Source organism: Stenotrophomonas beteli (assembly GCF_001431665.1).
GTDB classification, from domain to species: domain Bacteria; phylum Pseudomonadota; class Gammaproteobacteria; order Xanthomonadales; family Xanthomonadaceae; genus Stenotrophomonas; species Stenotrophomonas beteli.
In genome coordinates this window covers 41,051-56,541 of the sequence record NZ_LLXV01000026.1, presented here as the reverse complement: position 1 = coordinate 56,541, position 15,491 = coordinate 41,051, and the positions used below count along the sequence as shown (strand labels likewise).

Genomic DNA, 15,491 nt, shown 5'->3' with positions numbered 1-15,491 from the left:
CCCTGCGCATCGGCAGCGATGCCCGAGGGCGTGTTGAAGCTCGCCTGCAACGCCGGGCCGTCGAGGCGCCCTTCGCCCTGCCCGGCCACCGTTTCGACACGGCCGTCGGGCAGGCGGCGGCGGATCCGGTTGTTGTCACCGGCATCGGTGAAATAGACGCTGCCATCGGCGCTGCGCAGCAACGCATAGGGATCGGCGAAGCGGGCCTGTGCGGAGGCACCGTCACGATCACCCGGGTGCCCATCGCCGGCCAGCGGCTCGATCTGCGCGGTCCAGGCCAACGGCGTGGGCGCCGGGCCCATGGGGCCAGCCAGCGTATCCAGCGGTGTCTCCCACCAGGTTGCGGCCAGGCCCACCGCTGTTGCCAATGCCACCCCTGCCGCCATCCATTGCCACCGTGCCATCGTGTTGCGCTGCCTCTGCCTGCTGCTTGAAGAGGCACCGACAATAGACGCTGCGCAGGCGATCCGCCACGAGCAATTTTGCGCTTGAACACCAGAATCCGCTTCCTCGCGCTTGTTCTCGCTGGCTGCAGCGGGTTCAATGCGGTTCCCACGGATGGAGAATCTCCATGCCCCGCCTTCTCCCGCTCACCGCCCTGCTGCTGGCCGCAATGGCCAGCGCACCCGCCGCCGCCTCGATCACGGTGGTTCCGCAGAAGCCGTCGGCCACCGCCAATGCCGTACACGCGGCGTACGCCACACGCTGGGATGAAGCCATCCAGCAGGCACGCGGCGGCAACACGCTGGGCGCGCTGATCAGCATGGAGCGGCTGATGGAAGACCCGCTGCTGGACGACTTCGATGCCGAGCATCGTGGCCGCGCCGCGCAGGTCGCCGGCTGGACCGCACTGATGCAGAAGAAGCCGGCACTGGCCCGCCGCTACCTGCAACAGGCGCAGGAGGCGCTGCCGGAGGATGCACAGATCCTGCTCACCCAGGTGTCGGTGGAACTGTCGGACAACCAGCCGGCCGCAGCGACGACGTTCCTGGTGAAGGCGCTGAAGCATGCCGAGGCACCGCTGCCAGTCGATCACCACGCCATCAATTACCTGCAATACCGCCTGCGTGACCAGCCGCAGCAGCGCATGGACCTGCTGCAGGCACTGTTCGACAACGGCTGGAAGAGCGGTGGCCTGGAGCCGACCGGGCTGTGGCTGGCGCTGGCCACGCTGCAGGCCGACCATGGCCGCGGCGACAGCGTTGCAGCCACGCTGGCACGCATCGACAGCCCGGCCGAGATCATCCGCCTGCGCAGCGACAAGCGCTTCGACCGCTATGTCGACCGCAGCGACGCGGGTTTCGATCCGGTGCAGGCGGCACAGCGCCACCTCGATGAACTGCGTGTCTCGGGCCTGCTCGACCGCGCACTGGACGCGCGCATGGCCGAGTTCAGCACCACCTTGCTGATGCTGGACCGCAACGAGGAAGTGCTGTCGTTGACCGAGGGTATGGCCCGTGCGGCAAGCAACGGCGAATCGCCTGCCGCCGCAGAAGCGGAATGGGTGGCCTGGCTGCTCAACAGCCGGCTCACCGCGCTGCGCCGGCTGGGCCGCGCCCATGAGGCACTGGCTACGGCGCAACAGGCCGCACGCATCGGCGCGCTCGGCCCCGATGGAGCCGAGCACCAGATGAATGTCGGCTTCGTGTTCAGTTCGCTCGGGCGCATGCAGGACGCTGCGCAGGCCGTGAATGACATGCCGGGCCTGGCCGGTTACGGCAAGGCCGCGCAGGCGCTGCTGCAGTTTGCCGCCGCCGGTGAGCGCGGTGATGCCAAGGCGCGCGAGGCGGCACGCGCGGTGATCCTGGCCCAGCGCGATGACGCCCGCCTGTTCCATCGCGAAATGTTGCTGGAAGAAGGCAACCTGGACGGTGCCGCCGCCGTGCTGATCGAACAGCTGCGCTCGCCGATCGAACGCGGTGAAACCCTGGCCAGCCTGCAGGACATGCGCACCTATGCATCATGGCCGGGCGAAGTGCGCATCGATGCCGCATGGCGTGCACTCAAGCAGCGTGCCGACGTGCAGGCCGAGGTCGCCCGCGTCGGCCGCATCGAGCGCTACGAACTGGTCAGCACCTCCACCTCGCGCTGAGCGGCTTTTGTGTAGAGCCGAGCCCATGCTCGGCTGCAATTGGCGCAACCGAGCGTCGGCTCGGCTCTACAACGCCACGTGCAGGAAGCACCGCCCGCCTAGCGTGCCGGCACCTCGGTACGAATGCCCATCGCCTCGCGATAGCGCGCATACAACGCCATCACCTTGTCCACATAGGCCAGGGTCTCTGCATACGGCGGTACGCCCTTGTAGCGGGTGACCGCGCCGATGCCGGCGTTGTAGGCGGCTGCGGCCAGTGGCCGGTCACCGTTATAGCGGCGCAGCAGCGCGCGCATGTAACGTGCACCGCCATCAATCGACTGCTGCGGCGAGAACGGATCACGCACGCCGAATTCCTGCGCGGTCTCGGGCATCAGCTGCATCACGCCCTGTGCGCCCTTGCTCGAGACCGCCAGCGCATCGAAGTTGCTTTCGGCATGGGCGATCGCGCGCAGCCACGCATCGTCGACGCCGGTGGCCTTGGCCGCGGCCTTGAACTGCTTGGCGTGCTGCGCCAGCTGCGGCCTGCCGACCTGGCCCAGGCCTTCGTGGGCCGGTTCCCCCGGCGGGGTGGCCACGGTGAACTTCAGGAACACCCGCGAGCCGGGCAGGTTGCGGGTCGAGTACACCAGCGCACCGTCCTGCTCGCGTTCGTACAGCACGCCACTGAACACCCCCATGTTGCCCCACAGGTTCGGGGTCTGGATGGCGTTGTCGTCGATCTCCTTCGGTGTGCAGCGCGAGCCCGGTTCCGGCGCCGTCGCCAGGCTGACCGTGTTGCCCTGCACGCAGCGGTAGACGGTGCGCGCGCTGGCCAGCCCGGGCCAGAGGCCGGGCAGCAGCAACAGGGCAAGCAGAAGGGGGCGGTGGGTCATGGCGGCCGGATGATCCAGCCGCGGCCGCTAACGCCAAGTGAATGGGGTCGGCAGGGCTGCGCCCTGCACCCGTGGTAGTGCCGGCCGCTGGCCGGCAACCTCAACGCCGGGGTGGGTCCCGCGACCTGCCGGGGTCAGATCCCGTTGCTGAGCAACGGGATCTGGCCCCACTTCAGAGAGATGCCTGGATCAATCAATGGAACGCAGACGTCGGATCACTTCGCGGCCCTGCGCCGCACCCAATAGCCCAGGCCCAGCAGGACGAACCACGCCGGGCTGGCCATCAGCGCCTGGCGGGTATCACCCTGCAGGCTCAGCAGCACCAGCACGCCAGCGAAGAACAACAGGCAGGCCCAGCACATGGCCACGCCGCCGGGCATCTTGAAGATCGAGGCAGCGTGGCGCTCCGGGTAGCGGCGGCGATAAACCATGTACGCCACCAGGATCAGCGACCAGACGAAGATGAACAGCACCGTGGCCAACGTGGTCACCAGGGTGAAGGCGGTCACCAGGTTGGGAATCAGGTAGATCAGCAGCGTGCCGCCCAGCAGGCACAGGCAGGAGAACAGCAGTCCGCGCGCCGGCACCGCCGCGCGCGACAACCGCGACAGCCCGCGCGGTGCGTGGCCTTCTTCGGCCAGGCCGTACAGCATGCGGCTGGTGGAGAAGATGCCGCTGTTGGCCGACGAGGTGGCCGAGGTCAGCACCACGAAGTTGATCAGGCTGGCGGCGGCGGGAATGCCGGCCAGCACGAACAACTGCACGAACGGGCTCTTGTCCGGCACCACCTGACGCCACGGAGTGACCGCCATGATCGCGACCAGCGCCAGCACGTAGAAGATGATGATGCGCACCGGAATCGAATTGATCGCCTTGGGCAGGTTGCGCTCCGGGTCGGCGGTTTCGGCGGCGGTGGTGCCGACCAGCTCGATGCCCACGAACGCGAACACCGCAATCTGGAAGCCGGCGAAGAAACCGACCAGGCCCATCGGGAACATGCCCCCGTCATTCCACAGGTTCGACAGCGAGGCGGTATGCCCGCTGGGCGAAGTGAACCCCCACGCCACCAGGCCAGCGCCGGTGATGATCAGCGCGCAGATCGCCACGATCTTGATCAGCGCGAACCAGAATTCCATTTCGCCGAACAGCTTCACCGTCACCAGGTTCAGGGCCAGCAACAGCAGCACGCAGGCCAGCGCCGGTATCCATGCATCCAGCCCGGGGAACCAGAACTGCGCGTAGGCCGCGATGGCGATCACATCGGCAATGGCGGTCACGATCCAGCAGAACCAGTAGGTCCATCCACAGAAGAATCCGGCCCAGGGGCCGAGCAGATCGGTGGAAAAATCGATGAAGGACTTGTACTGCAGGTTCGACAGCAGCAGTTCGCCCATCGCGCGCATCACGAAGAACAGCATCGCGCCGATGATCAGGTAGACAAATACAATGGACGGCCCGGCCAGGCTGATGGTCTTGCCCGAGCCCATGAACAGGCCGGTGCCGATGGCACCGCCGATGGCGATCAGTTGCAGGTGGCGGTTGGACAGGCTGCGGCGCAGGTGCTCGGGGGACGATGCGGGCTCGGTCATGGGCACGGGAAGGGACGGGCGAAGCATTCGACGGTAGTCCTCCCCGGCCCGGAGCGCCAGCACCAGACCGGCCGGTAACGTCATACAGGTTCGCTTTCACCACAATGTGACCCAATACCGTATTGATCCCATTCCGTCCGGCCCGGCACCGTGTTCAGATAGCCGCACCTGCCCAAGGACCGGCCCGACCATGTGCTCTGCCCCGACCGCCCTGCCGGAGCCCCGGCCATGAGCCGCCTGCGCGTCATCATCGGTGGCACCGCGCTGGCGCTGCTTGCCGCAGCCGTGCCCATCGCGGTGATGGCCTATGCCACCTGGGACCGGGCGGTCAGTGTCGAGCAGGAACGCCTGCGCGATATCGCCGGGCGCACCCTGCGCCGCTCGGACCTGTCCTACCAGGAAGCGCTGGCCGCATTGAAGTCAGTCCAGGCCGGCGCCCACGTGCCGTGCAGCGCCGACCACATCCGGCGCATGCAGACGCTGGTGATGACCACCTCGTCGATCGAGCAGATGGGGTACTTCGAAGGCGGCAAGCTGCGCTGCACGTCCTGGGGGCCGTTCCTGTCCGACGTGGACCAGCCCAAGCCCGACCATGTCACCAGCGACGGCGCCGGCATCGCGGTGGACGTGCGCCCGGAAGCAAGCGGGCGCCGCCAGATGCTGGCCGTCCTGTACGGCTCCTACGACGTGCTGGTCGACCCACGCCGCTTCGTGGATGTCATCGCCGATCCGCACGTGCGCCTGGCCCTGGCCAGCCCCGATGGGCGTCTGCTGGCCAAGCAGTCCGGCGTGGACCCGAAGCTGCTGCTGGCACTGCTGCGCGATCCCGGCCAGGGCCTGGACCAGAACACCCTGTACGCCACCTCGCGCAACGAGGAGTGGCTGGCGATCGCCACCACGCCCCGCACCGCATTGGCCGCCACCTTCCGCCAGCAGGCATGGCTGTATGTCCCGCTGGGCCTGTTGCTGGCCGCGGCCGGTGCCGGCCTGGTGATCTGGCTGTCGCAGCGCCGGCTGTCGTTGCGTGGCGAGCTGGCCACGGCCATCCGCCGCCGCGAGCTTTACCTGCACTACCAGCCGATCATCGAACTGGACACCGGCATCTGCGTCGGCGCCGAAGCGCTGGTGCGCTGGCAGCGTCCCGATGGCACCCAGGTGCGGCCGGACCTGTTCATTCCGCTGGCCGAAGAGGCCGGCATGATCGCCGACGTCACCGACCTGGTGATCGAGAACGTGGTGCGCGACATGCGCGAACTGCTGGTGGCCGACCGCAGCGCGCACATCGCCATCAACCTGGCCGCCGAAGACATCAGCAGCGGCCGTGCGCTGAAGATGATCTCCAGGCATATGGCCGGCAGCGGCATCCTGCCGCAGCAGATCTGGATGGAAGCCACCGAACGCGGCTTCCTCGACCTGGATCGTGCACGCACCATGCTGGCGGCAGCGCGGCGCGCCGGGCACAGCGTGGCCATCGACGATTTCGGCGTGGGCTTCTCAAGCCTGCAGTACCTGGAACAGCTGCCGCTGGATGCGCTGAAGATCGACAAGTCCTTCATCGATGCGATCGGCACCGAAAGCGCGACCAGCCCGGTCACCCCGCACATCATCGACATGGCCAAGGAACTGGGCCTGTGGGTGGTGGCCGAGGGCGTGGAGACCGAGGCGCAGCTGGCCTACCTGCACAGCCGGCACGTGGAATTCGGGCAAGGCTGGCTGTTCTCGCGGCCGTTGCCACGCGACGAGTTCGTGGCATTCCATCACAAGCGGCAGCAGCAGTATGGCGCCGCGCGCGAGCACATGCAGAACCCGCGCAGCGTGCCGATCGAGCAGGCGCCGAAGGAGTAGAAGCGCCGGCCGCAGCGCCGAGCCCACGCTCGGCGGCGGTGCCGGCCGCTGGCCGGCACCCAACTGCCGTGATCGTCGTCTACAGCCACGCCTGCGGCCGCGCCAGCAGCCACCCTGCACTGACCACCAGCAGCAGCAACGGCAACCACCCCAGCACGCCAGCGCCGCCGGCCTGCAGCAGCACGCCACCGGCCACACCGCCGGCAGCGATGGCCAGGTTCCAGCCGGTCACCAGCATCGACTGCGCCAGATCGGCCGCCGCCCCGGCCCGGCGCGCCAGCGCAGTCTGGAACAGCGTCGGCACCGCACCGAAGGCCACCCCCCACATGATCGTGGCTGGAAGCAGCGCGCCCGGTTCACCCGGCCACAGCAACAGCGCCAGCACCGGCAGCAGGAAGCCCACCACCGCCGCCCAGACCAGGCGGCGCAGGTGACGATCCACGCCCCAGCCGGCGATGCCGATGCCGACGATCGCCGCCACGCCGAACGCCAGCAGCAACCGGTCCAGCCACGCACCGGCGCCAGCGTCCACCGCCAGGGGTTCGATGTAGGTGTAGAGCACGTTGTGCGCCAGCACGTACAACGCCATCACGGCCAGCGCGCTGCGTACCCCGGGCATGCGCCACACCGAGCCCAGCGATGTGCGCTGTCCGGCCCCGGCAGCGGTCAGCGCCGGCAACGCCCAGCGCGCGTAGGCCAGCAGCCCGACGCCCAGCACGCTCATCAGCGCGAATGCCCAGCGCCAGCCGATCTGCTGGCCGAGCAGCGTGCCCGCCGGAACCCCCAGCGACAGCGCCAGCGGTGAACCGACCATCGCCACCGCGATCGCCCGGCCCTGCAACGACGGCACCACCATGCGCGCGGCGTAGCCGGCCACCAGCGACCACAGCAGGCCACCGCAGACGCCGGCCAGGAAGCGTGCGGCCAGGATCAACGGATAGCTGCTGCTCAACGCGGTCAGCGTGTTGACCACCACGAAGCCGGCAATCGCCGCCAGCAGCAGCGGCCGTCGCGGCAAGCGCTGGGTCAGCGCGGTCATCGGCAACGCCGCCATCACCGAGCCCAGCGCGTACACGCTGACCAGCTGGCCCACCGCGGCATCGCTCACGCCCAGGCTCTGCCCCATCGGCCGCAGCACGCCGGCCGGCAGGGTCTCGGTCAGCAGCGTGATGAAACCGCCGCCGGCCAGCGCCAACAGGCCCGCCCACGGCAGGCGCGTGGCCTCGCCGGCCGGGCTGGCCGCATCGAGGGCATGACCACTCATGGGGTGGCCTCCAGATCGGCATACACGGCATCGCGCAGCGCATCGACAAAGGGACCATCCATGCCTTCGTAGAGGGTGTTGGTCAGCGCCACCACGCTCAGCCCCCGCGCCGGGTCAACGAACCAGCTGTGGCCATAGGCACCGCCCCAGCGCCAGGTACCCACGCTCTGCGGTGTCCCACTGGCGGCGGCATCACGCAGGACCGCAAAGCCCAGCCCGAAACCCCAGCCGGCCGGCTCGGGCGGTCCCTGTTCTCCCACCTGTGGCGTGCCCATCTCTGCCACCAGTGCCGGCGGCAGCAGCCCCGACGCCCGCACATCACGCAATGCCTCCAGCACCGCCATCACCTCGTCGGCGGTGCCCACCAGGCCGGCGCCGGCTGACGCGAAGCGGCTCGCATCGGTGGCGCGCGCCAGGCTGTAGTCGATGCCCACGGTGCCCTCGAACGGCGCCACGACCTCCCCTTCGCGCAGGCGATGTGGTTGCACCGTATCGCTCACATAGGGCGTGGCCAGGCGAGCCGCATCACGCGTGGCGAACGCGGTGTCGCGCAGGCCCAGCGGCGCGGCCAGCAATCGCGCGAACAGGGCCTGCAAGGTCTCGCCGGTTGCCGCCTCGGCCACCGCACCGGCCACATCCACACCCAGCGAATACAGCCACTGGCTGCCCGGCGCGAACAGCAGCGGTACCTGCGCGATGCGCTGCACGTTGTCGGCCAGGGACAGCGGGTTGGCGTCCATGCCGTCACTGACACCGGCGCGTGCGTAGGGGCCATCCGCATCGGCTTCCAGGAAGCGATAGCCCAACCCGCTGCTGTGGCTGAGCAGCTGGCGCAGGCTGATCGGCGGCGTGCTGCCGTCGGCCAGCGCCGGGCGGAACTGCGGCAGCCAGCGCTGCACCGGCGTATCCAGGTCCAGCACCCCGTCCGCCACCAGGCGCAGCAACACCGTGGTCAGCAGCGGCTTGCTCACCGACGCCAGCCGGAACAGCTGGTCAGGGCGCATCGGCGTGGCCGCTTCGCGATCGGACAGCCCGGTGGCACTGGCATGGCGCAGCACCCCGTGCTGGCGCACGCGCACCACCGCACCGACCAGGCGCTGTGGGTGCACCTGCTGCAACAGGCGCAGCACCGAGGGCAGGGTCGGCGCGGGTTGAAGAGAATGAGCGGCATTCATCGCAGTGATCCGTGGGGAGAGGCCCGCCACGTTAGGCAGCACGCTGCGCCGCAAAAAGCGGGGTACCGCTCCGCGCATCGTGGACCGTGCAGTCCGCAATCGGCATGATGGCCGGAACTGCGAGGCCGCAACCGCCCGCGCCCCGTCACGCACCACAGCGTTGCGGTGGCCACGCCGCCGCCAGTGCCCCTCTCCCCTACCCTGCCGCTTTCATCGCCCGCACGCCCATGTCAGTCCTGGACAACCTCGCCAACCTGCAGACCTTCGTGCACGCCGCCGACACCCGCAGCTTCGTCGAGACCGGGCGCCTGCAGGGCATCTCCGCCTCGGCCGCCGGCAAGTGCGTGGCCCGGCTCGAACACGCGCTGGGCGTGCGCCTGTTCCACCGCAGCACGCGCAGCATCACCCTCACCGCCGAAGGCCAGTTGTTCCTGGCACGCTGCCGGCGCATCCTCGACGAACGCGATGCGGCCCGCACCGAACTCGCCCAGCCACATGCCACGCCCAGCGGCACACTGCGCATCAGCCTGCCGCTGGTGGGCGACCTGACCCTGCCGCTGATGGCCGAGTTCATGGCGGCGTACCCGGACATCCGGCTCGATCTGGATTTCAGCGACCGCCTGGTCGATGTCATCGAGGAAGGCTTCGATGCCGTGCTGCGTGTCGGTGAACCCAGCGACTCGCGCATGAACGCACGACGCCTGGGGGTATTCCCGCGCCGTGTCATCGCCTCGCCGGGCTACCTGCAGCGTCGCGGGGTTCCGCGCACGCCGGCGGAACTGATGCAGCACACGCTGCTGCACTATCGCTTCCCCACCACCGGCAAGCTGGAGCCGTGGCCGATCCACTGGCCCGACGATGAAACGCCGCAGGAGCTGCCGGTACACATGGTGGCCAATACCATCGAAGCGCGCGTGGCGCTGGCGCTGCGCGATGTCGGCGTGGCGTTCGTGCCGGTGCATTCGGTGCGTGATGCGCTGGCCGACGGCCGGCTGGTGACCGTGCTGGAAGAACACGTGCATTCCTGCGGAACCTTCCATCTGCTGTGGCCCTCCGGCCGCCACGTGCTGCCCAAGCTGCGGGTGTTCATCGACTTCGTCGGCGAGCGCTTGGGAACCGTGCCGTAGATCCACGCCATGCGTGGATGCTTCTTCGAGCGAAGATCAGCCGAGCGTGGCTCGGCTCTACAGCTGCACGCAGCCATTCAGCCAGCCCCGCTATACTGGCCCCCTCATTCCTCCCAGAGGCTCGCGACCAATGCGCCATTGATGCCGCCGTCTTCCCACCAGACGGCCTGACTCTTCCCGCCCCTGCGCGCAGGGGAGAACCCGGCATCCATGGAGGTCGCATGACCCCGCATTCCCTCACGCTCGATCGCGTGTCGTATCGATTGGCCGACGGCCGCCCGCTGTTTTCCGATCTGACGTTTTCCTTCGAACCGGTCGCCACCGGCCTGGTCGGTGCCAATGGCGCCGGCAAGAGCGTGCTCGCACGCCTGCTGGCCGGACGGTTGCTGCCCGACACTGGCCAGGTGCGCGGCAGTGGCCGCGTGTTCCTGTTGCCGACGCCCGGCTATCCACCCGCCGGCACGGTCGGTGAACTGGCCGGCGTCGGCGCGGAACTGGCCGCACTGCAACGCATCGAAGCCGGCAGCGTGGACGAGGCCGACTTCGCCTGCGTCGGCGACCGCTGGGATCTGCGCGAACGCCTGCAGCAGCAATGGCGGGCGCTTCGGCTTCCCGACGACCTCGATCCCGCCCAGCCGGCCGCGCGCCTCAGTGGTGGCCAGGCCATGCAGGTCGCGCTGTCCGGTGCTTGGGCCAGCGGTGCCGATTGGCTGATCCTGGACGAACCCAGCAACCACCTCGATGCACGCCATCGCCAACAGCTGTACGAGCAGTTGCAGCAGTGGCGCGGTGGCCTGCTGGTGATCAGTCATGATCGCGAGCTGCTGGCGCACATGCAGCAGATCGTCGAACTCGATGGGCGCGGGCTGCATCGTTACGGCGGACCGTGGCAGCACTATGCCGATGCGCGCGCCGCCGAGCGCGAAGCTGCCGCCGCCCAGCTCGACCATGCGCGCGCCCAGCACCGCCAGCAGCAACGCAGCGCGCGCGAACAGCACGAACGGCAACAACAACGCCAGGCGCGTGGCAACCGCGATGCGAAGCAGGCCAACCAGGCCCCGATCCTGCTCGGCCGGCAGAAGCAGCGCGCCGAGGCCAGCCACGGCCGCGCACAACAGGTGCAGGCCGAACTCCTGCAGGCCAGCGCAGAGCATCTGCGCGCAGCGGCATCGGCGGTGCACGCGGCGCCGGAACTGGCACTGTTCGCCGGTGCGGGTGACCGTGGCAGCATGCGCCTGCTACAGGCCGAGGCGCTGGTGCTGCCACATGGCTGCAGTGCACCGTTGCAGCTGGAGATCCGCCGCGGCCAGCGCATCGCCGTGGTCGGTGACAACGGCAGCGGCAAATCGACCCTGCTGCGTGTGCTGGCCGGCCAGCTGCCTGCACGCAGTGGCGCCGTGCAACGGCATGCGCCACTGGCCCTGCTCGACCAGCAGCTGCTGGGGCTGTCCGGCGAGCGCAGCATCCTCGACACCGTGCAGGCCGCCAACCCGGGCGCGGACCCAGGCGAGCTGCGCACGCGGCTGGCCCTGCTCTGGCTGGATGCAAAGCGCATCCAGCGGGCAGCCCACAGCCTCAGCGATGGCGAACGCGTGAAAGGTGCGCTGGCCAGCGTGCTGTACGCCGATCCCGCGCCCCAGCTGTTGCTGCTGGACGAGCCCGGTAATGCGCTGGATCTAAGCGCCTTGCAGGCGTTGGAGGAACTGCTTGCGGCGTGGCCGGGCGCGCTGGTGATGGTCAGCCACGACCGGCACCTGCTGGAGGCATTGCGACCGACCCACGTGCTGCAGGTAAGCGCCAACAGCTGGCAGTGGCGTGACAGTCTGTAGAGTCGAGCCATGCTCGACTCCGCCATGCATCCATCCGCGCATGGCGTATCGACCAGGGGGAGTGCCGGCCGCTGGCCGGCAACCCATGCATCCTCAGTGCACCGTCACCGCTTCCACACCGGGAACGCCTGCGGCAACTGCTGCCACAGCATTGGCCCGGCACGCAGCTCCTGGTCGTTGAGCAGGCAGGCATCCAGCTCCGCGCGTACCATACGCTCATCCATGTGCACGCCGATCACCACCAGCTCCTGGCGGCGATCCCCCCACAACGGGTGCCACAGCCGCTGCATCGCCGTGTGCGCGGCCGGATCCGGGAATTCCTCGAGCCCCGGCAGCGGCGCGCTCCAGCAATCGGCCTGCTGCCTCGCCCAACCCAGGTCGCTGTAGGGCAGCGGTGTCGGCGGCAGCAGCGGCGTGGTGTCTTCCTGGCCGGCACGCACGCGCTGGCGCGCCGCATACCAGAACCCGGCGGCCTGGGTGCGGGTGGCCGCGCCGACGCTGTTCAACTCGCCCACCCAGTCCATGCGGTTGGCCAGCCAGAACCAGCCCTTGCTGCGGATCACGCCCGGCATGCCCGACCGCAGTGCCCGGGCGAAACGCGTCGGATGGAATGGACGCCGCGAGCGGTAGACGAAGCTGCCGATGCCGTACTCCTCGGTTTCCGGCGTGTGCTCGCCGCGCAGCTCCTTGACCCAGCCGGGTGCACGTTGTGCACGCTCCATGTCGAAGCGACCGGTGTCCAGCAGTTCGCTCAGCGGCACATCGCCGAAGCTGGACAACAGCAGCTTGGCTTCCCGGTTCAGCCCGCGCAGTACGGCCAGGGTGTCCTGCAGCACTTCGTCGTCCACCTGGTCGACCTTGCTGACCACGATCACATCGGCAAATTCCACCTGCTCGCACAGCAGGTCGACCACGCCGCGATCGTCATCCGGCCCGGCCTGCTGGCCACGCTCGGCCAAGCGCAGCGTCGAGCCGAAGTCGGCCAGGAACGCGCTGCCATCGACCACCGTCACCATCGTGTCCAGGCGCGCGATGTCGCTCAGGCTGAAGCCGTGCTCGTCGCGCACCGCAAAGGTGGCGGCCACCGGCATCGGCTCGCCGATGCCGGTCGATTCGATCAGCAGGTAGTCGTAGCGGCCGGCATCGGCCAGGCGCCGCACTTCCTGCAGCAGATCGTCGCGCAGGGTGCAGCAGATGCAGCCATTGCTGAACTCCACCAGCGTCTCTTCGGTGCGGCGCAGTTCGGCCCCACCCTCGCGCACCAGCTGCGCATCGATGTTGACCTCGCTCATGTCGTTGACGATGACCGCCACGCGCAGGCCCTGGCGGTTGCGCAGGATCTGGTTGAGCAGGGTGGTCTTGCCGGCCCCGAGGAAGCCGGACAGCACGGTGACCGGAAGGCGACGGTCGGCGCGGGAAACAGTGTTCATGTCGGAGCGGGTTGGCTGCGGAACGGAAATGTTACTGTATAACATCTGTTACGCAAGGAACCGCCGCCGATGAAGTCGCCCTCCGCCGCCCTGCTCGATGCTGGCGCGGTCGCCCTGTCCAGCCTGTGCCTGTTGCATTGCCTGGCGCTGCCGCTGCTCGCCGCCACGCTGCCGCTGTTCGGCGCCTGGGCCGAAGCGGAATGGGTGCACCTGCTGTTCGTGGCCATCGCCCTGCCGCTGACCGGCTATGCGCTGTGGCGGGCCCAGCGCCGTCGGCCGCTGCCGGTGCTGGCCTGGGCCGCCGCCGGCATGGGCCTGGGCCTGCTGCTGGCCGGCGCGCTGGCGCTGCCCTCGCACGACTGGGAAACCCCGCTGACCGTCACCGGCAGCCTGCTGCTGGCCGCCACGCATCTCTGGAACGCACGGCACCGCCACGCAGGGTAGAGTGGACTGTTAGTCGACTCTCGCGCGAAGCGCGGGATCCCATGCCGCCTGGGCGAAGAGCAGCCGACTAACAGTCGACTCTACCCCCCCTCGGCCTATTTGCCGTAGCGGCGCAGCAGCTCCACCAGCACCTCGGCCTCGGCGGCGCGCTGCTGCGGGTCTTCCGCCCCTACCACATGCTCCTGCAGGTGCTCGTGCAGCAGCTCCATCAGCAGGCTGTGGGCGGCACCGCGCACGGCGGCGACCTGCACCAGTACGTCCGCGCAGTCGCCGGCTTCACCCTCGGGCCTGTCCAGTGCCTGTTCCAACGCCGCCACCTGGCCGCCGATACGTCGTACCCGGGTCAGCAGCTGCTTTCGATTCTTGTGTACATGGGCCATGCCCGTATCGTATACCCTATGGGGGTATCCTTCCACCTCTGGTCTCCCCATGCACCTGGACGCCCTCGCCGCCGCCCGTCGCCACGACCACCGCTTCGACGACGGCAACCCGCTGGCCGAACGCAACACCCGCCGTGCCCTGTGGCTCACCGTCGGCATGATGCTGGTGGAGATCGTCGGCGGCTGGTGGTTCAACTCCATGGCCGTGCTCGCCGACGGCTGGCACATGAGCTCGCACGCGTTGGCGCTGGGCCTGTCGGTGTTCGCTTACCGCTGCGCGCGCCACTACGCGCACGATCCGCGCTTCGCCTTCGGCACCTGGAAGATCGAGATCCTGGCCGGCTACACCAGCGCCATCGCCCTGCTCGGCGTGGCCGTGCTGATGGCGGTGCAATCGCTGGAACGGCTGTGGGTGCCCGCGCCCATCCACTACAACGAAGCCATCGCCATCGCCGTCGTCGGCCTGGGCGTGAACCTGCTGTGCGCGTGGTGGCTGCACGACCGCCCGGGGCATGCGCACCACCACCACGGGCATGATCATGATCACCACGATCACTCGCACGGCCACGACCTCAACCTGCGCTCGGCCTACGTGCACGTGCTGGCCGACGCCGCGACCTCGGTGCTGGCCATTGTCGCCCTGCTCGGCGGCAAGCTGCTGGGCCTGACCTGGCTGGACCCGGTGATGGGCCTGGTCGGCGCCGTGCTGGTCACGGTGTGGGCGATCGGCCTGCTGCGCGACAGCGGCCGCATCCTGCTCGACGCGCAGATGGACGCGCCGGTGGTGGCCGAAGTACGCGACGTGATCGAGCAGGGCCCGTGGCCGGCGCGCCTGGCCGATCTGCACGTCTGGCAGGTGGGCCGCGGCAAGTACGCGGTCAGCGCCAGCGTGGTCACCAGCGACGCCACGCTGGATGCCGATACCGTGCGCAGCGCGCTTGCGATCCATGAAGAGCTGGTGCACGTCACGGTGGAGATCCACCGCAGCGCGTGACGCGCATCCGGTAGTGCCTGCCGCTGGCCGGCAACCTCATGGGCTCCGGAAGCAATCCAGTGTTGCCGGACAGCGGCCGGCACTACCGTCAGAGCTTCAGCATCATCCGCAGCAGGTACATCAGCAGCGGCAGCGCGCTCACGACCGCACCGGCAATGCCGACCCACGGCCAGCGCTCGCCGCGCACGCGCGAGGCCACGGCAAAGCCGGCACCCACGAGCGCCGCACCCAGCACAGCCACGCCCATCCCCGCGGCCAGGCCATTGCCGCCGGCCGCCACCGCCGCCTGTGCAGCCAATGCACCCGCGCCCCAGCCGACCACCATGCCCAGCCAACTGGCCACGCCGCACCACGGTGCCTTGCCCTGCGCCATCCGAAAACCCCTCTGACCTTGCCGAATTTCTGTACGGGCCACGCCCGCGTGCTGCCTACACTAGCCGCACCTGC

General features: G+C 69.0%; 13 protein-coding genes and 1 pseudogene. 6 read left to right on the top strand and 8 right to left on the bottom strand.

The window, feature by feature from the left end:
* Positions 1 to 404: pseudogene (locus ARC23_RS06655) on the bottom strand (gluconolaconase); the annotation flags it as partial.
* Between the two features lie 167 nt (positions 405 to 571).
* On the opposite strand from ARC23_RS06655, the gene ARC23_RS06650 reads away from it, so the two are divergent.
* On the top strand, positions 572 to 2,092 hold the full coding sequence (locus tag ARC23_RS06650) for a tetratricopeptide repeat protein (RefSeq protein ID WP_057496515.1): 1,521 nt from the start codon (positions 572 to 574) through the stop codon (positions 2,090 to 2,092).
* 98 nt (positions 2,093 to 2,190) lie between these two features.
* Here ARC23_RS06650 and ARC23_RS06645 read toward each other — a convergent pair whose 3' ends face one another.
* Positions 2,191 to 2,967, bottom strand: a complete 777-nt coding sequence (locus tag ARC23_RS06645; RefSeq protein ID WP_057496514.1) for a lytic transglycosylase domain-containing protein — start codon at positions 2,965 to 2,967, stop codon at positions 2,191 to 2,193.
* 215 nt (positions 2,968 to 3,182) lie between these two features.
* Positions 3,183 to 4,556 (bottom strand): D-serine/D-alanine/glycine transporter, encoded by a 1,374-nt coding sequence (gene cycA, locus ARC23_RS06640; RefSeq protein ID WP_057496513.1) that lies wholly within the window; start codon positions 4,554 to 4,556, stop codon positions 3,183 to 3,185.
* A 228-nt stretch (positions 4,557 to 4,784) separates the two neighbouring features.
* Between cycA and ARC23_RS06635 the strand changes: the two genes are divergently transcribed.
* Positions 4,785 to 6,401 (top strand): EAL domain-containing protein, encoded by a 1,617-nt coding sequence (locus ARC23_RS06635; protein WP_057496512.1) that lies wholly within the window; start codon positions 4,785 to 4,787, stop codon positions 6,399 to 6,401.
* A 79-nt stretch (positions 6,402 to 6,480) separates the two neighbouring features.
* On the opposite strand, the gene ARC23_RS06630 is transcribed toward ARC23_RS06635, so the two are convergent.
* Both ARC23_RS06630 and ARC23_RS06625 read right to left on the bottom strand, forming a co-directional pair.
* Positions 6,481 to 7,665 (bottom strand): MFS transporter, encoded by a 1,185-nt coding sequence (locus tag ARC23_RS06630; RefSeq protein WP_057496511.1) that lies wholly within the window; start codon positions 7,663 to 7,665, stop codon positions 6,481 to 6,483.
* Positions 7,662 to 8,840 carry a serine hydrolase domain-containing protein gene (locus ARC23_RS06625; RefSeq protein WP_057496510.1) on the bottom strand — a complete coding sequence of 393 codons (1,179 nt, stop codon included), beginning with the start codon at positions 8,838 to 8,840 and terminating at the stop codon, positions 7,662 to 7,664. The genes ARC23_RS06630 and ARC23_RS06625 overlap by 4 nt, the downstream gene beginning before the upstream one ends.
* A gap of 227 nt (positions 8,841 to 9,067) precedes the next feature.
* On the opposite strand from ARC23_RS06625, the gene ARC23_RS06620 reads away from it, so the two are divergent.
* Together ARC23_RS06620 and ARC23_RS06615 are read left to right on the top strand one after the other, a co-directional pair.
* Complete coding sequence (locus ARC23_RS06620) at positions 9,068 to 9,967, top strand: LysR family transcriptional regulator (RefSeq protein WP_057496509.1); 900 nt, start codon at positions 9,068 to 9,070, stop codon at positions 9,965 to 9,967.
* A gap of 221 nt (positions 9,968 to 10,188) precedes the next feature.
* Positions 10,189 to 11,796: an ATP-binding cassette domain-containing protein gene (locus ARC23_RS06615; RefSeq protein ID WP_057496508.1), complete on the top strand. Its 1,608-nt coding sequence runs from the start codon at positions 10,189 to 10,191 to the stop codon at positions 11,794 to 11,796.
* A gap of 104 nt (positions 11,797 to 11,900) precedes the next feature.
* Here the strand turns inward: ARC23_RS06615 and ARC23_RS06610 are convergent, their stop codons facing one another.
* The gene (locus ARC23_RS06610; RefSeq protein ID WP_057496507.1) at positions 11,901 to 13,226 is read right to left on the bottom strand and encodes a GTP-binding protein; all 1,326 of its coding nucleotides are present in this window, start codon (positions 13,224 to 13,226) and stop codon (positions 11,901 to 11,903) included.
* Positions 13,227 to 13,295: 69 nt separating this feature from the next.
* On the opposite strand from ARC23_RS06610, the gene ARC23_RS06605 reads away from it, so the two are divergent.
* Complete coding sequence (locus ARC23_RS06605; protein ID WP_057496506.1) at positions 13,296 to 13,670, top strand: MerC family mercury resistance protein; 375 nt, start codon at positions 13,296 to 13,298, stop codon at positions 13,668 to 13,670.
* Positions 13,671 to 13,765: 95 nt separating this feature from the next.
* Here ARC23_RS06605 and ARC23_RS06600 read toward each other — a convergent pair whose 3' ends face one another.
* Positions 13,766 to 14,050: a metal-sensing transcriptional repressor gene (locus ARC23_RS06600; RefSeq protein WP_053511351.1), complete on the bottom strand. Its 285-nt coding sequence runs from the start codon at positions 14,048 to 14,050 to the stop codon at positions 13,766 to 13,768.
* A gap of 49 nt (positions 14,051 to 14,099) precedes the next feature.
* On the opposite strand from ARC23_RS06600, the gene dmeF reads away from it, so the two are divergent.
* On the top strand, positions 14,100 to 15,044 hold the full coding sequence (dmeF, locus tag ARC23_RS06595; RefSeq protein WP_057496505.1) for a CDF family Co(II)/Ni(II) efflux transporter DmeF: 945 nt from the start codon (positions 14,100 to 14,102) through the stop codon (positions 15,042 to 15,044).
* An 88-nt stretch (positions 15,045 to 15,132) separates the two neighbouring features.
* On the opposite strand, the gene ARC23_RS06590 is transcribed toward dmeF, so the two are convergent.
* A complete protein-coding gene (locus ARC23_RS06590) occupies positions 15,133 to 15,417 on the bottom strand; it encodes a hypothetical protein (protein ID WP_057496504.1) in 285 nt (94 codons plus the stop codon).
* Positions 15,418 to 15,491: the final 74 nt, after the last annotated feature.

Coding starts and splice junctions, on each gene's coding strand:
- ARC23_RS06650 (WP_057496515.1), top strand. CDS start 572: ATGCCCCGCCTTCTCCCGCTCACCGCCCTGCTGCTGGCCGCAATGGCC.
- ARC23_RS06645 (WP_057496514.1), bottom strand. CDS start 2,967: ATGACCCACCGCCCCCTTCTGCTTGCCCTGTTGCTGCTGCCCGGCCTC.
- cycA (WP_057496513.1), bottom strand. CDS start 4,556: ATGACCGAGCCCGCATCGTCCCCCGAGCACCTGCGCCGCAGCCTGTCC.
- ARC23_RS06635 (WP_057496512.1), top strand. CDS start 4,785: ATGAGCCGCCTGCGCGTCATCATCGGTGGCACCGCGCTGGCGCTGCTT.
- ARC23_RS06630 (WP_057496511.1), bottom strand. CDS start 7,665: ATGAGTGGTCATGCCCTCGATGCGGCCAGCCCGGCCGGCGAGGCCACG.
- ARC23_RS06625 (WP_057496510.1), bottom strand. CDS start 8,840: ATGAATGCCGCTCATTCTCTTCAACCCGCGCCGACCCTGCCCTCGGTG.
- ARC23_RS06620 (WP_057496509.1), top strand. CDS start 9,068: ATGTCAGTCCTGGACAACCTCGCCAACCTGCAGACCTTCGTGCACGCC.
- ARC23_RS06615 (WP_057496508.1), top strand. CDS start 10,189: ATGACCCCGCATTCCCTCACGCTCGATCGCGTGTCGTATCGATTGGCC.
- ARC23_RS06610 (WP_057496507.1), bottom strand. CDS start 13,226: ATGAACACTGTTTCCCGCGCCGACCGTCGCCTTCCGGTCACCGTGCTG.
- ARC23_RS06605 (WP_057496506.1), top strand. CDS start 13,296: ATGAAGTCGCCCTCCGCCGCCCTGCTCGATGCTGGCGCGGTCGCCCTG.
- ARC23_RS06600 (WP_053511351.1), bottom strand. CDS start 14,050: ATGGCCCATGTACACAAGAATCGAAAGCAGCTGCTGACCCGGGTACGA.
- dmeF (WP_057496505.1), top strand. CDS start 14,100: ATGCACCTGGACGCCCTCGCCGCCGCCCGTCGCCACGACCACCGCTTC.
- ARC23_RS06590 (WP_057496504.1), bottom strand. CDS start 15,417: ATGGCGCAGGGCAAGGCACCGTGGTGCGGCGTGGCCAGTTGGCTGGGC.